The organism is Methylobacterium sp. Leaf112, assembly GCF_001423295.1.
Classification (GTDB): domain Bacteria; phylum Pseudomonadota; class Alphaproteobacteria; order Rhizobiales; family Beijerinckiaceae; genus Methylobacterium.
On sequence record NZ_LMNG01000031.1, the window covers coordinates 423,407 to 437,566 of the forward strand.

General features: G+C 70.8%; 14 protein-coding genes. 7 read left to right on the forward strand and 7 right to left on the reverse strand.

From position 1 onward, the window contains the following. Positions 1-9 precede the first annotated feature (9 nt). From ASF52_RS17770 to ASF52_RS17790, 5 genes are all read left to right on the forward strand, one after another. Entirely contained in the window at positions 10-990 is a 981-nt protein-coding gene (locus tag ASF52_RS17770) for an aldo/keto reductase (RefSeq protein ID WP_056174745.1), read from the forward strand. Positions 991-1,000: 10 nt separating this feature from the next. After that, positions 1,001-1,525 (forward strand): SixA phosphatase family protein, encoded by a 525-nt coding sequence (locus ASF52_RS17775; protein WP_056174747.1) that lies wholly within the window; start codon positions 1,001-1,003, stop codon positions 1,523-1,525. Positions 1,526-1,603: 78 nt separating this feature from the next. Continuing rightward, on the forward strand, positions 1,604-2,863 hold the full coding sequence (locus tag ASF52_RS17780) for a hypothetical protein (protein WP_056174749.1): 1,260 nt from the start codon (positions 1,604-1,606) through the stop codon (positions 2,861-2,863). Between the two features lie 100 nt (positions 2,864-2,963). Further along, a complete protein-coding gene (locus ASF52_RS17785) occupies positions 2,964-4,403 on the forward strand; it encodes a YcjX family protein (RefSeq protein WP_056174750.1) in 1,440 nt (479 codons plus the stop codon). A gap of 7 nt (positions 4,404-4,410) precedes the next feature. After that, positions 4,411-5,469 carry a YcjF family protein gene (locus ASF52_RS17790; RefSeq protein WP_056174753.1) on the forward strand — a complete coding sequence of 353 codons (1,059 nt, stop codon included), beginning with the start codon at positions 4,411-4,413 and terminating at the stop codon, positions 5,467-5,469. On the opposite strand, the gene ASF52_RS17795 is transcribed toward ASF52_RS17790, so the two are convergent. From ASF52_RS17795 to ASF52_RS17825, 7 genes are all read right to left on the reverse strand, one after another. After that, positions 5,453-6,004, reverse strand: a complete 552-nt coding sequence (locus tag ASF52_RS17795; protein WP_056174755.1) for an RBBP9/YdeN family alpha/beta hydrolase — start codon at positions 6,002-6,004, stop codon at positions 5,453-5,455. The genes ASF52_RS17790 and ASF52_RS17795 overlap by 17 nt on opposite strands. A 40-nt stretch (positions 6,005-6,044) precedes the next feature. Next, positions 6,045-7,094, reverse strand: a complete 1,050-nt coding sequence (locus tag ASF52_RS17800) for a biotin-dependent carboxyltransferase family protein (protein ID WP_056174756.1) — start codon at positions 7,092-7,094, stop codon at positions 6,045-6,047. Further along, positions 7,091-7,813, reverse strand: a complete 723-nt coding sequence (gene pxpB, locus ASF52_RS17805; protein WP_056174758.1) for a 5-oxoprolinase subunit PxpB — start codon at positions 7,811-7,813, stop codon at positions 7,091-7,093. Before pxpB ends, ASF52_RS17800 begins: the two co-directional genes overlap by 4 nt. 100 nt (positions 7,814-7,913) lie before the next feature. Continuing rightward, on the reverse strand, positions 7,914-8,612 hold the full coding sequence (locus ASF52_RS17810; protein ID WP_082515377.1) for a DUF883 family protein: 699 nt from the start codon (positions 8,610-8,612) through the stop codon (positions 7,914-7,916). A 46-nt stretch (positions 8,613-8,658) separates the two neighbouring features. After that, positions 8,659-9,054 carry a DUF3618 domain-containing protein gene (locus ASF52_RS17815; RefSeq protein ID WP_056174760.1) on the reverse strand — a complete coding sequence of 132 codons (396 nt, stop codon included), beginning with the start codon at positions 9,052-9,054 and terminating at the stop codon, positions 8,659-8,661. Then, positions 9,051-9,446, reverse strand: coding sequence for a phage holin family protein (locus ASF52_RS17820; RefSeq protein ID WP_056174762.1), 396 nt, complete (start codon positions 9,444-9,446; stop codon positions 9,051-9,053). The genes ASF52_RS17815 and ASF52_RS17820 overlap by 4 nt, the downstream gene beginning before the upstream one ends. Positions 9,447-9,456: 10 nt before the next feature. Further along, entirely contained in the window at positions 9,457-10,035 is a 579-nt protein-coding gene (locus tag ASF52_RS17825) for a hypothetical protein (protein ID WP_443136699.1), read from the reverse strand. A gap of 382 nt (positions 10,036-10,417) precedes the next feature. On the opposite strand from ASF52_RS17825, the gene ASF52_RS17830 reads away from it, so the two are divergent. Together ASF52_RS17830 and glgX are read left to right on the forward strand one after the other, a co-directional pair. Then, positions 10,418-11,839 (forward strand): alpha,alpha-trehalose-phosphate synthase (UDP-forming), encoded by a 1,422-nt coding sequence (locus ASF52_RS17830; protein ID WP_056174763.1) that lies wholly within the window; start codon positions 10,418-10,420, stop codon positions 11,837-11,839. Positions 11,840-11,915: 76 nt separating this feature from the next. Further along, positions 11,916-14,012, forward strand: a complete 2,097-nt coding sequence (gene glgX / locus ASF52_RS17835) for a glycogen debranching protein GlgX (protein ID WP_056174765.1) — start codon at positions 11,916-11,918, stop codon at positions 14,010-14,012. Positions 14,013-14,160 lie beyond the last annotated feature (148 nt).

Genomic DNA, 14,160 nt, shown 5'->3' on the forward strand with positions numbered 1-14,160 from the left:
CCCGCTTCCATGAAGATGAAGAAACTCGGCCGCACCGGCCTCGACGTCTCGCCGCTCTGCCTCGGCTGCATGACCTACGGCATTCCCGAGCGCGGCCCCCACCCGTGGACCCTGAACGAGGAGGCGAGCCGGCCGCTCCTGCGCAAGGCCGTCGAGATGGGGATCAACTTCTTCGACACGGCGAACTACTATTCGGACGGGACCAGCGAGGAGATCGTCGGCCGGGCGCTGAAGGAATTCGCGCGCCGCGACGACCTCGTCATCGCGACGAAGTGCTATTACGGCCTCAGCGACCGTCCCAATGCCGGCGGCCTGTCGCGCAAGGCGATCTTCGCCGCCGTCGATGCCAGCCTGACGCGCCTCGGCACGGATTACGTCGACCTCCTGCAGATCCACCGCTGGGATTACGCCACGCCCATCGAGGTGACCCTGGAGGCGCTCCACGACGTGGTGAAGGCCGGGAAAGCCCGGTATATCGGCGCCTCGTCGATGTATGCGTGGCAGTTCGCCAAGGCCCTGTTCCTCGCCGACCGCCACGGCTGGACGCGGTTCTCGACCATGCAGAACCACTACAACCTCCTCCACCGCGAGGAGGAGCGCGAGATGCTGCCGCTCTGCGCCGATCAGGACATCGCCGTGCTGCCGTGGAGCCCCCTCGCACGCGGGCGTCTCACCCGCGACTGGGACGTGTCGAGCGCCCGCCAGGAGACGGATCTGGTCGGCAAGCGCCTCTACGACGCGACGGAAGCCGCCGACCGCGCCGTGGTCGAAGCGGTGGCGGCCATCGCCGAGGCGCGCGGCGTTCCCCGGGCGCAGGTGGCGCTGGCCTGGGTCGCCCAGAAATCGCCCGTGACGGTCCCCATCGTCGGCGCCTCGAAGCCCGGGCACCTCGACGATGCCGCGGCGGCCCTCGACCTCGCGCTGACGCCCGAGGAGATGGCGACCCTGGAGCGTCCCTACGTTCCGCACGCCGTGGTGGGCTTCAACTGAGAGATCGACGATGCTCCGTGTCCTGCTCCTGCGCCATGCCAAGTCCGATCGCCCGGCCGGGGTGATCGACCTCGACCGGCCCCTCAACCCCCGCGGCCGGCGGAACGCGCCGCTCATGGCCGGCTATCTCGTGACCGAGAACCTGCGGCCCGACCACGTGGCCGTCTCGCCGGCCCGTCGGACGCGGGAGACCTGGGAACCGGTGCAGGCCGCCCTGGGTGCCCCGGACGCGACCATCGTGCCGGACATCTACGAGGCGCCCGACTCGGCCCTCTTGAAGGTTGTCCGCGCGACGCCCGATTCGGCACGCTGCCTCCTCGTGGTCGGCCACCATCCCGGCCTGCAGGACGTGGCGCTTCGCCTCGTCGGGTCCGGCCCGGCCGCGGCGCGCGACCGCCTCGCCGAGGGGTTCCCCACCGGGGCACTGGCCGTCCTGGATTTCGACGTCGAGACCTGGGCCAAGGTCCGCGCCGGCGCAGGCCGATTGGAGCGCTTCGTGACGCCCCGCGATCTCGATGCCGACGAGGCGGCCTGAACCCGAGCCTCCACCTCTCATTGAACCGTTGCGGCACCGGGCCGTTTCCCCGATCCCCGGTCAAGCTTTTCGCGTGTCGTGCTCCTCGCATCCTTCCTGATCCTGACAAGCTTGGCGTCGTCCATCGCGGGCGGCCTCGAAACCGTGCGTCTAGGTCTGTCCGGACCGGCGCGGGATCGGGCGGCCGTCGCGGCGAAGCCCGTGGAAGCGCCGCGCTTCGTGCCCGAGAGCCGTGCCGTCTCGAACTGGCGGATCGAGGCGGGCGAGGCACTTCGCCCGGTCTCCCTCGCCCTGGCGGCACGCTGGTCCACGACGGAGCCGGCCTTCGTCGCCCGCTGCGTCAAGCTCAACAACTACTGGTGCATCAAGTCGGCGCGCTGGTCCGGGGAGATCGGCGCCGATGCCGAAGGCCATACGGGCTTCGCCACCGCCGCCGACGGCGCGGATGCGGCGGCCGGCCTGCTTCGACGCTATTACCGCGATCTCAACCGGCGCACGGCCCTTTCCATCGTCAGGCGCTGGGCTCCCGCGGAATGCCGGGGCACGCCTGCCGCAAGCCCGCGGGTGTCGGGTCCGGTGGCGCCGCGCGGCCTCGGCGGAACCCTTCGGGCGCGCTTCCTCGCCCGCAACACCCGGGCGGGGATGCCGCGCCGGGCGCTGGCATCACGCGGCGGCCCCCTCAGGGTCCAGCCGTGGTCGCCCCTGGCGCGGATGGGCGGACGGGTGCCGCCGGCACCGGATCGCAAGGCTCAGCCCGCGAGAGGACCGGCTCCGAAAGCCCAGGCTAACGGAGGCCGAAGCTCCAGGGTCCAGGGCTCCATCGCGGCCGGACCGGCCCCCACGCCGCGGCACGGGCTACTGGTCCGCCCCTCCGAACTCCTGGTGAAACAGTCCGTCCTGATTGCCAAGCCGTCGGTGCTCCTCGTCGAACCGAGTGCGGTCCTGGGCAACGCGACCCGTGCGGTGGAGACTGCGACAGCTCAGTTGCAGAAGCGGTTCGTCACGGAATCCGCCGCGCTCCCGCCCATTGCCGCGGGCCTCGGCGCCCTGCGCCCCCTCGATCTCACCGTGCCGGCACCCCTGTGCAGCAACGACGAGACCCGCATCCGCAACTACGCCGCGCGCATCGCCGGCAGTGTCGGCCTGAAGGTCGAGGACGATCTCAAGCTGTTCGGGCCGGACGGGCGCCCGTTGCCCGCCCTGCGCGCGGTGATGCTCGCCATGTCGAACGTCGAGCTCGGCACCCTGCGGGCCGGCCCGGCCCTCGTGGACGCGGCCGTCGCCCGCCTGGATGCCGGAACCCTGGCGGCCATCGGCCCGCCGGCCCCGACGCCGTGAGCCGTGACCTTGCGGGCCGGGTGCCCCGGCGCCACTTCAGCCCTGCCGGATCTTCTGTTGGACTTCCCGCTGTTTCTCCCCGCCCACCATCGAGTCGTTCATGAACAGCTTTGCCGCGCGTGCGGGTTCCGCGGTCAAGGCCTTCGCCGAGGCGTCGAGCGACCTCCTGATCCAGCCGACGCTCCGGCTCGGCGTCACCGGCCTCGCCCGCTCGGGCAAGACCGTGTTCACCACGGCCCTGATCCACCACCTCGTGGAGGCCCATGCCCTGCCGGCCTTCGCCCCGGCCCACGAGGGCCGCCTGCGTCGCGCCCGCCTTGTGCCCCAGCCCGACGACGACCTGCCGCGCTTTCCCTTCGAGGAGCACGTCACGGCCCTGACGCGGGACCGCCTGTGGCCGCGCTCCACCGACCGGATCAGCCAGTTCCGCCTCGCCATCGAGTACGAGCGCAAGGGCGGCTGGCGCTCGGGGCCGGGCACCCTGATGCTCGACGTCGTCGACTATCCCGGCGAATGGCTCCTCGACCTCGCTCTCATCGACCAGAGCTACACGGCGTGGTCCCGCGCCACCATCTCAGGCACCCGCCGCAGCGGTCGCGCCGCCATGGCCGCCCCCTGGCTCGACACCCTGAAGGGCCTCGACCCAAAGGCGCCGCTCGACGAGATGGTGGCCGAGCGCGCCAGCACGGCGTTCAAGGCCTACCTCTCCGCCCTCAGGGCCGGGCCGGAATCCGTGGCGACCACGCCGCCGGGTCGGTTCCTCATGCCGGGGGACCTCGCCGGCTCGCCGGCCCTGACCTTCGCGCCGCTGGACGACCTCACGGATCCCCTCGATCCCGGCAGTCTCGCGGGGCTGATGGAGCGGCGCTTCGAGGCCTACAAGGCCAAGGTGGTCGAGCCGTTCTTCCGCAACCACTTCCAGCGGGTCGATCGGCAGATCGTGCTGGTCGACGTGCTCGCCGCCGTCGATGCCGGCCCGGCCGCCCTGGCGGAGCTCGAGGAGGCGCTGGATTCCGTGCTCCTCAGCTTCCGCATCGGCCGCAACACCATCCTGTCGCGGCTGTTCGCGCCGCGCGCCGAGCGCATCCTGTTCGCCGCGACGAAGGCGGACCATCTCCACCAGACCAGTCACGACCGCCTCGACGCGCTCCTGCGCCTCCTCGTGTCGCGGGCCATGCGCCGGACGGAGGCCGCGGGCGCCCGCGTCGGCACCGTGGCCCTCGCCTCCGTGCGCGCCACCCGCGAGACCACGATCCACGACGGGCCGGAAGTGCTCCGCGCCGTCTCGGGCACGCCGGAGGCCGGTGAATCCGTCGGCGACGAGACCTTCGACGGCTTGAGCGAGGCGGCGATCTTCCCCGGCGAACTCCCCGAGCGACCCGAGGCGGTGCTGGAGGGCGCGGTGCCGCCCGGCTCCCTACGTTTCCCGCGCTTTCGCCCACCCCTGGTGAAGCCCGACGCCCTCGGACGCCCCGGTCACCTGCCGCAGATCCGCCTCGACCGGGCGATGCAATTTCTCCTCGGCGACAAGCTCTCTTGAGGCCCGCATGACCTCCACGCCCCCGCCGAACCGCCCCCGCGCCTTCCGCATCCCCGCCGCTGAACCGGCCGGGGTGGCCGAGGGCTTCGTGCCGCCCTCGGCTTCGCCTGCCCAAGTCCGCATCGTCGAGGAGCCGTTCGAGATCGTCGAGGCCGCCGACGGCACGCCGGTTCCGGTGGCGCCGAAATCCCGCGCACCGTGGCTGTCGATGCTGCTCGTGGCGCTGGGCGGCCTCGTGTCCCTCGGCGTCGGCCTCTCCGTCGAGCGCCTCATCGCCGACCTGTTCAGCGCCGCCCCGTGGCTCGGCGCCGTCGCGCTGGTTCTCCTCGGAGTCGCCGCCCTCGGCCTTCTGGGACTCGTCGTGCGCGAACTGTCCGGGATCTGGCGCGAGCGGCAGATCGAGCGTCTGCGGGCCAGAGCCGTCGAGGCGCTCGCCGCCCGCGACCACAGCGCGGCTCAGGCGGTGGTGCGGGATCTCAGCGCCCTCTATGCTGGACGGGCGGCCCTGGCGGCCGGCCGGACCCGCCTCGACACCCTGAGCGACGCCATCCTCGACGTCGACGACCGCCTCGGGCTCGCCGAACACGAACTTTTGGCCCCCCTCGACCGGCAGGCCCGCCAGGCCATCGCGACGGCGGCGAAGCAGGTCTCGGGCGTCACGGCGCTCAGCCCCCGCGCCATCGTCGACGTGGCGTTCGTGATCTTCGCCGCCGTGCGGCTGCTGCGCCGGATCGCCACCATCTACGGCGGGCGCCCCGGCTTCCTCGGCTTCCTGCGGCTCGCTCGCTCGGCGCTGGCCCACCTCACCGTCACGGGCGGCATGGCGGTGGGCGAGAGCATGATCCAGCAGGCCCTCGGGCTGGGGTTGGCGGCGAAGGTTTCGGCCAAGCTCGGGGAGGGTGTGCTCAACGGCCTGATGACCGCCCGGTTCGGCCTCGCGGCCCTCGCGGTCTGCCGGCCCCTGCCGTTCGTACGCGAGGCGGCGCCGCGCCTGTCCGACGTGGCGGGCTCCCTGTTCAAGTCCGCCGAGGCGGCGGAGGAGGGCGGCGTCAGAGGGTCTTCATGAACCCGGCGAAGCGCATCAGGCCCTCCGGCCAGGGGCCGTGGCCCGAGGCCACGTTGATGTGGCCGGATTCGCCCGCATCCACCACGACGGCGCCCCACGCATAGGCGAAATCCTCGGCCCGCTCGTAGGTGCAGTAGGGATCGTTGCGGCTCGCCACCACCAGGGACGGGAAGGGCAGGGGATCGCGCGGCACCGGCGCGAAGGCGGTGACGCTCGCCGGCAGGTTCGGCGTGGTCTCGACATCGGGAAACGCCACCAGGATCGCGCCCCGCACCACGCCGGGCGGGAAGTCCGGGGCCGCCTGAACGGCCGCCACCACGCCGAGGCTGTGGGCGATGATGAGGACCGGGCGCGTCGCCTCCGCCACGGCGGCGACGATGCGGGCGCGCCAGGCCGGGGCGTCGGGATGGTGCCAATCGTCCTGCTCGACGATGCGGCCGGTGGACAGGCGCTCGGCCCAGCGGGCCTGCCAGTGGCCGTCTTCGGAGCCGGCATAGCCCGGCAGGATGAGGATGTCGCAATCGCCGATCTTCATGGGCATCGCGATACCGCGTCGGTCCAGACCCGTCGAGCCTTCACGGCCCGTCGCACAGGGGATCGGCGAAGGCATCGACGGCCGCCCCAGCGAGGTTGGCCCCCGCGAGCCGATCCCCCGCCGAAGCCGCATGGGCCCGGACCGCCCCGGGGAGGGCGGCCGTGAGGGCGGCCCGCTCGCGCGCCAGGGCGAAGGCCTCCGCCAAGGGGATCGCCCGGAACCGGATCGCTTCGCCCGGCCGGCGCTGGGCGACTCTTCGAAGATCGGCCGAGATCACCGTGGCGATCTTCGGGTAACCGCCGGTGGTCTGCCGATCGGCCATGAGCACGATGGGCCGGCCTCTGCCCGGCACCTGCACGGAGCCCAGCACGGTGGCGTCCGAGACGATGTTGTAACCGTGCGGTCCGTGGGCGAGGGCGGGCCCATCGAGGTGGATGCCCATCCGGTCGGCCCGATGGGAGACGGCGAAGGCCGCATCGGTGAACAGCGCGACGGCTTCGGGGGTGAACCGGTCCGCCTGCGGACCGAGAACCACCCGCACGGGGGCATCCGTTTCGAGGGGCAGGGGATCCAAGGATCCCGGGATGCCGAACGACCCCAGTTCACCGCGGGACGCATTCTCGCCGTCGATGACGTCACCGGTGCGCAGGCCACGGCCATGGAGACCGCCGAGGCCGGCGCGCTGGTGGAGGGCGGCACTGCCGAGGATCGACGGCACGGCGAACCCGCCCGCGCAGGCGAGATAGGCGAACACGCCCCGGCGCGGCGCATCGATGGCGAGGGTCGATCCCTCGCTCAGGGGAAACGCCCGATGGTCGGGCACCGGCACGCCGTCGACCCGCAGGGCGCAGGGCGCGCCGGCGAGCGCCATCCAAAGGTCGCCGCCCTCCAGGCGGAAGCGCCCGCCGCCCAAGCCGAGTTCGAGGGCGACGATCCCCAACGCGTTGCCCACGAGGGCGTTGGCCGCTGCCAGCGCCAGCCTGTCCATGGGACCGGAGCCGGACAGGCCCTGGCGCTGGTAGCCGTGCCGGCCACCATCCTGGAAACTCGAGGCGCCCGTGCAGGCCTCGACGACCAGACGGGCGCTCACCGCTCCACCTCGGCCACGGGTTCGCCGGCCGCCGCCGCACGGTCGAGTTCGTCCCAGCGGGTGGGGTCGGTTGGCACGAACCGGATGCCGTCGCCAGGCTCGAACAGGAACACCGGATCGCGCCCCGGCAGGAAGGCACGCACGGGCGTGCGACCGAGGAGGTGCCATCCGCTCGGCGCCGCGATGCTGGCGACGAGGGCCTGGGCGCCACCGATGGAGATGGTGCCCGCCGGCGTCGTCGGACGCGGGCTCGCTCGGCGCGACAGGGCGAGGCTCGGGTCGAGACCGTCGAGATAGGCGTAGCCCGGCAGGAACCCGATCATCACCACCCGGTACTCGGGCGCGGCATGCCGCTCGACCACGGCGGACGGGCACAAGCCGTGCTGCGCGGCCACGGCGTCGAGGTCGATCCCGAACGCCCCGCCATAGACGACGGGCACGCGCCAGACCCGGGCGGGTGGTCGAATGGGCGCGGGACGTCCGGCCAGATCGAGCAGGGCCGTCTCCAGACTGGCAGGATCCACAGCGAGCGGGTCGAGGTGGATCGTCAGCGACCGGTAGGTCGGCACCGTCTCGACGATGCCGGGCAGGTCCGCGGCCTGTACTCGGGCGTCGAGGGCGAGCACCGCCGCGTTGAGGACTGGATCGATCCGGTCACCGAACTCGACGGTCAGGGCCGTATCGCCGCACCAGAGCAGGCGGATCGCCGGAGGAGTCACGGGTCCACAGCCTCACGCACCGGGGGATCGTCTCAAACGATAGCGGGGTGGCGCCCTTGCGGACACCACCCCGGCCATCGACCTTCGAGGCGAACGCGGGTCAGTGCGGACGTGTTGCCGACCCTTCGCGGGAGGCGGAGGACTCGTTGGACGCCGTCGAACCCTCGGGAGCCGTGGCGCGCTGGGCAGCGGCCTGGAGATTCTCGGGGTCGAGGGCGCTGGCAACGAATTCACGGCCCCGATGGGTCACATCGCGGGCGTAACGCAAGCCCTGGTCGCGAACCTCGTCGGCCCACGGACCGACGGTCTCGTCCTCGCGGCGCGTGCGCGGCAGGAGCGCGCCGATGAGAAGGCCGGCGGCGAGGCCGACGACGCCGACGAGGAGCGGATTCTCCGTGACGAAATCCTCGACCGCCGAACGGCCGTCGCGGAAACGCTCCGTCCCCCGGTCCGTGAGGTCGCCGATGCGGCGGCGGCCGGTGTCGCGGGCGTCCGAAGCCCAGTCCCGGGCATCGCCGTAGGCTCCGGAGGCCCGGTCGCGCAGATCCTGAGCCGTGTCGCTGACCCGTGCGCGTACGTCCCCGGCGATCCCGGCGGCGCGGTTGGTCAGGTCGTCTGCGGTTTCCAGGGCGGCGTCGCGCAGGTCGCCGGCTCGGGACTGCAGGTCGCCGGAGCGAAGGTCGTCGACACCCGACGCGGACGGACGATCGTCGAAGTGGCCGCGGGGCATACCGGCCTTGAGAGCGATGTCGTCGGGCAGCGAGCGGGATTCGTCGCCGGGCTTGGGGGAATGGGTCATGGCAGGTTCCTCGTAGGGTTGGCCGCGTCGGCGGCCCGGATCGGATTCAGATCTGGGTTTCCTGGCCGAGATCCTTGACGGGATGGCGCGTCGGCAGGTCGGGATCGTAGACCCGGTCGGCACCGGTCTGGACGACGGGGAGGCCGTCATCGGCCTGGCGCACCCGGCGTCGGGCCACCACGGCGGAGGCCGCGTCGGACGACATCCGGTGGAGTAGCCAACCCACGCCGGCAGCGATGAGAAGGACCGGCACGGGGTTGCGGCGCACGGCGTCGAGGGCGCCGTCGTAGACCCCGCTCAGGGGCGTGCGGCGCGCGTTGCCGAGCATCTCGTCGACGATGCTCGACACCGAGAGCCGTTCCTGGATCTGGTCGATGGTCTGGTCGAGGCGGGCGCGGCTCGCCTCGATGTCCTTCTCCAGTTCGTTCAACGATCCGCTCATCCGGAGACCCTTTCAGACAACGCACGGGCATCCTGCCGGACCTGACGCGAGGTCCGCACGGGAGCGAGGGTCGAGAGCGACATGGCGTTTCGGCCGACGAGGGCGAGGACCACCGCGACGACGAGGAGCACACCGCCGACGATGAGCGCGGCCAGCGCTTCCGAATGCACCACCGTGGCGAGCCATTTCACCAGGGCGTCCACGAGGACGAACAGGGCGACGACGCCGAACACGGCGGCACCGACGAGGAGCCCGAGCCCGACGAAGAGCGAGCGCACGTTGCTCGTCATCTCGTTGCGGAAGAGGGCGATTTCCTTGCGGGCGAGTTCATTGGTCTCGCGCAGGGCGTCGCCGATGAGGCCCTGGATGCTGGAATTGGGTCCGTTCGACATGCGCGCCGCCTCAGACGCCGTGATCGCGCTGAAGCCCGGGGGCGGGCACGTCGCGGAGGGTTCCGCCACGAAGCGAGCCGTCCCGGATCGGCGCATCGCGCAAACCGAGGTCGCGATCGAGATCACGCACCGCCGACACGCTCGACGACTTGATGAAGCGCGCCACCACGAAGCCGGTCACGAAGGTGGCGACCGCGACGGCCACGGGCGCGCGGCGGGCCAGCGTCTCGGCGTCCTCGTAGAACTCCGAAAAGCTCTTATTCTCGATCTGCGTGCCGAGGTGCTCGAGGCCCTCGGCCGCGCTGTCGAAGAAGGCACGGATGTTGGGACGATCCTCGAACGTCTTGCTCGAATCCCGCACGGTGCGGGCGAGGTCGTTGACCGACTGGGCGGCGTCGCCCTTACGGCGCTCGACATACTCTTCCGCATGGCCGCGCGCGGCGGATACGAAGCCGCGGCCGCGCTCCACCGCCACGTCGGCGATCCCCTCGACATCGCCGCGCAGGGCCTTCCAATCCGCCGTCTCACGATTCGCGGCAGACTCGGCGCCGAGCGGTCCTGTGGCTGGCGATCCTGTGGGTTGATTGATGGTCACGGTGTTACTCCTCGGCGCTGATCGATGCGCTGTTGCCGCAGTTCAACAGCGTGCGCGGAGACAGGGTTCCGAACGGGCGCGGCGGGCGTGTCAGTCTTCGTTCAGCTGCAATTCCCTAAGGGGGCAAAGCTTGACCGGAGAGCATGACAGTGGCGACCGTTCCAACCCCGAGCCCCTGTGGTCGACCCGTCCGGCAGGGCCCCGAAGCCGCGCCTATTTTGCCGTGAGGCGGGAGGGAGTGCCCCTTGACCGCACCGGTCTTAACGCGCTTGGCTGCAACCAACGGATCGCGCTCGGCTTCCGCGCGTTCACCCACTGTATCAGGTTGAGCGTGCGCGATTCCCGCGCAGCGCCCTGAGGACCGGAGCCGGCTTACGTGGCACGTCTCGTCATCGTATCGAACCGCGTCGCAGTCCCCGAGGACGGGGGCAAGGCCGTGGCGGCCGGCGGTCTCGCCGTCGCCGTGAAGGAGGCCTTCACGGCCTATGAGGGGTTGTGGTTCGGCTGGAGCGGCAACGTCGTCGAGAATCCCTCGACGGAGCCGACGCTGATCGACCGGGGACGGGTACAATACGCCGTCGTCGATCTCTCGCCCCAGGATCACCGGGAATATTACAGCGGGTTCGCCAACCGCGCCCTGTGGCCGATCATGCATTATCGGCTCGGCCTCGGCGCCTTCTCCCGTTCGGACTATGCCGGGTACCAGCGCGTCAACCGGATCTTCGCCCGCGCGCTCGCCGACCTGATCCAGCCCGACGACATCATCTGGGTGCACGATTACCACCTGTTGCCGCTCGCCTCCGAGCTGCGCGGCCTCGGCATCGCCAACCCCATCGGCTACTTCCACCACATTCCGTGGCCGGCGGCGGACGTGTTCAACACCCTGCCGGCGAGCAACGACCTCCTGCGCGGGATCGCCGACTACGATCTCATCGGCCTGCAGACCGACCCCGACGTCCACAACCTGACCCGCAATCTCATCGACGAACTGCGGGCCATTCCGCTGGGCGGCGGCTCCCTGATGGTGGACGGACGCCGGACCCGCATCCGCAGCTTTCCCATCGGCATCGATGTGGCGGGCTTCAAGGAGGCGGCGGAGAATGCGGGCGCCAACCGCACCGTGCGCGAGACCATGGCGGGCCTGCGCACCCGCAAGCTCCTCATCGGCGTCGACCGTCTCGATTACTCCAAGGGCGTGCCCGAGCGCATGGAGGCGGTGGAGCGCTTCTTCGCCTCGAACCCGGACCAGCGCGGCAACGTCGTCTACATCCAGATCACGCCGAAATCGCGCACGGAGGTCCCCGAATACGAGGATCTCAGCCGCGAGGTGAACGAGACCGTCGGCGAGATCAACGGGGCGCTCGGCGAGCCGAACTGGACCCCGATCCAGTACGTCACCAAGGCCTATCCGAGGCCGGTCCTGGCCGGTCTCTACCGCGCCGCCCGGGTTGGCCTCGTCACGCCCATGCGCGACGGCATGAACCTCGTCGCCAAGGAATACGTGGTCGCCCAGTCCGACGAGGATCCCGGCGTCCTCGTCCTCTCGAAGTTCGCCGGCGCCGCGCGGCAGCTGCCGGAGGCGCTCCTCGTCAATCCCTACGACCGCTTCGAGGTGGCCGAGGCCATCCGCACGGCCCTCTACATGCCGCGCGGCGAACGCCTGGAGCGGTGGAAGCCGATGGTCGAGCGCATGACGCGCGAGGACGTCGACTGGTGGGCGCGCAACTTCATGACCGAGCTGGAGAATTTTCGCAGCGTCGAGCGTGAGCCGACCCGCACGGCGGCCGCTGCGGAATAAGCCTTGCAGGCCCCCATGACGAGCGGCCGCCGCTCGTCTGGCTCTCCCTATCCCGGACGTCTCTGTGACTGACAGCATGATCGGCCTCGACGACGGCGTTCCTGCGCCGCTCGGGGCGCATTTCGATGGCCGGGGCGTGAACTTCGCGCTGTTCTCGCAGAACGCCACCGCGGTGGACCTGTGCCTGTTCGAACCCGGCGAACGACTCGAGACGCGGCGTATCCGGCTCCCCTGCCGCACGGACGATGTCTGGCACGGACACCTGCGCGGGGTGTTTCCCGGCCAGCTCTACGGCTACCGCGTCCATGGCCCGTGGGACCCGGCGCGTGGGCACAGGTTCAACCCGGCCAAACTTCTCCTCGACCCCTACGCCCGCGAGATCCAGGGCCGGATTCGCTGGCACGACGCCCTCTACGGCCATCGGCGTGGCCTGCAGCGCGAGGACCAGATCGACCGGCGCGACAGCGCGGCCTACATGCCGCGCGGCGTCGTCACCGCGCCGGAGGTGCCCGACCTCGCCATCAACCCCATGCGCCGGCCCTTGTCGCAGACGGTGATCTACGAGGCCCACGTCAAGGCGCTGACGCAGCTCCACCCCGACGTTCCCGAGGCCGCACGCGGCACCTACGCGGCGCTCGCCCATCCGGCGATCATCGAACACCTCCTGAAGCTCGGCGTCACCGCCCTCCAGCTCCTGCCGATCCAGGCCTTCGCCGACGACCGCTTCCTCATCGACAAGGGGCTGGTGAATTTCTGGGGCTACTCGCCGCTGAACTATTTCGCCCTCGATCCGCGCTACCGCGGGCCGGCCGGCATCGGCGGCCTCAAGGCGGCGATCCGCGAGTTGGCGGCCGCCGAGATCGAGGTGTTCCTCGACGTGGTCTACAACCACACGGCCGAGGCCGACCATTCCGGCCCGACCCTGTCGTTCCGCGGCATCGACAACGCGAGCTATTACAAGCTCGACCCGTCCAACCCGCGCCGCGAGATCGACTGTACCGGCTGCGGCAACACCCTCGACCTCGACCATCCCCGGGTGATGCAGCTCACCCTCGATTCCCTGCGCCACTGGGTGACAGCCTACGGCGTCGCCGGCTTCCGCTTCGACCTCGCCACCAGTCTCGGCCGCACGCCCCACGATTTTTCGGCGAAGGCCGCGTTCTTCCAGGCCGTGGCCCAGGATCCGGTTCTCTCGCGGGTCAAGATGATCGCCGAACCCTGGGACATCGGCCAGGGCGGGTACCAGCTCGGGGCCTATCCGCGCGGTTGGAGCGAGTGGAACGACCAGTTCCGTGACAGCGTGCGCGGGTTCTGGCGCGGTGACCCGGGCGTCTTGCCGAAGGTCACGCAGGGGTTGTCGGGCTCGCGCGAGATCTTCGCCGCCTCCGGGCGCACGCCGCTCGCGAGCATCAACTACGCCGCTTCCCACGACGGTTTCACCCTCGCCGACGTCGTCGCCTACGAGGACAAGCACAACCTCGCCAACGGCGAGGACAACCGCGACGGCCACGGCCACAACCTCACGCGCAATTACGGTGTCGAGGGTCCGAGCGACGATCCCGCGATCCTGTCCGTACGCGCCCGCCAGAAGCGCAACATCCTCGCCACGATCTTCCTGGCGCAGGGCGTGCCGATGCTGCTGATGGGCGACGAGCGCTCGCGCAGCCAGAATGGGAACAACAACGCCTACAACCAGGACAACGCCACGAACTGGGTCGATTGGGAGAGCGACCCAGATCCGGCGCTCACGGCCTTCGTCGCGAACCTCACCCGCCTGCGCCGGGAGCAGCCGGCCCTGCGCCGACGCGACTTCCTGACCGGGGGTGCCGTGGGTGAGAGCCCGTTGCGCGACGTGCACTGGCTGTCGCCCTGCGGGGCGGAGATGGATGGCGCGGCCTGGGCCGACGACGGCCGCCAGACTTTCGGCATGCAGATCGGCAACGATCTGCCCGATGCCGACCGCCTCCTGCTCCTCGTCAATGCCGCCGAGTCCCCGTGCGATTTCACCCTCGCGCCGATCATCGACGGACCCTGGAGCCTGATGTTCGACACCACACGGGCGACCGGTGCCGTACCCGAAGGGCAGACCCTGTTTCCGGCCGGCGCGCGCGTGCATCTCGAGCCGCGTGCGCTCTATGTCCTGCGGACACGACCGGCGACGTACGGACGTTAGCGCCACGTCCACCCGGGCGAGGAACCGATCCCGCACCGCACAATTCTCTTGGGGTGGGCGGTTGCCGGAGCGCGGGTCCGCCTTACCTCGAAACGATGGAACCAGAGCGCGGCCCGTAGCCTTTTGAAGGGTCGGCGGCTGCGCCCGC

Coding starts and splice junctions, on each gene's coding strand:
- ASF52_RS17775 (WP_056174747.1), top strand. CDS start 1,001: ATGCTCCGTGTCCTGCTCCTGCGCCATGCCAAGTCCGATCGCCCGGCC.
- ASF52_RS17790 (WP_056174753.1), top strand. CDS start 4,411: ATGACCTCCACGCCCCCGCCGAACCGCCCCCGCGCCTTCCGCATCCCC.
- ASF52_RS17810 (WP_082515377.1), bottom strand. CDS start 8,612: ATGACCCATTCCCCCAAGCCCGGCGACGAATCCCGCTCGCTGCCCGAC.
- ASF52_RS17770 (WP_056174745.1), top strand. CDS start 10: ATGAAGATGAAGAAACTCGGCCGCACCGGCCTCGACGTCTCGCCGCTC.
- ASF52_RS17815 (WP_056174760.1), bottom strand. CDS start 9,054: ATGAGCGGATCGTTGAACGAACTGGAGAAGGACATCGAGGCGAGCCGC.
- glgX (WP_056174765.1), top strand. CDS start 11,916: ATGATCGGCCTCGACGACGGCGTTCCTGCGCCGCTCGGGGCGCATTTC.
- ASF52_RS17820 (WP_056174762.1), bottom strand. CDS start 9,446: ATGTCGAACGGACCCAATTCCAGCATCCAGGGCCTCATCGGCGACGCC.
- ASF52_RS17795 (WP_056174755.1), bottom strand. CDS start 6,004: ATGAAGATCGGCGATTGCGACATCCTCATCCTGCCGGGCTATGCCGGC.
- ASF52_RS17785 (WP_056174750.1), top strand. CDS start 2,964: ATGAACAGCTTTGCCGCGCGTGCGGGTTCCGCGGTCAAGGCCTTCGCC.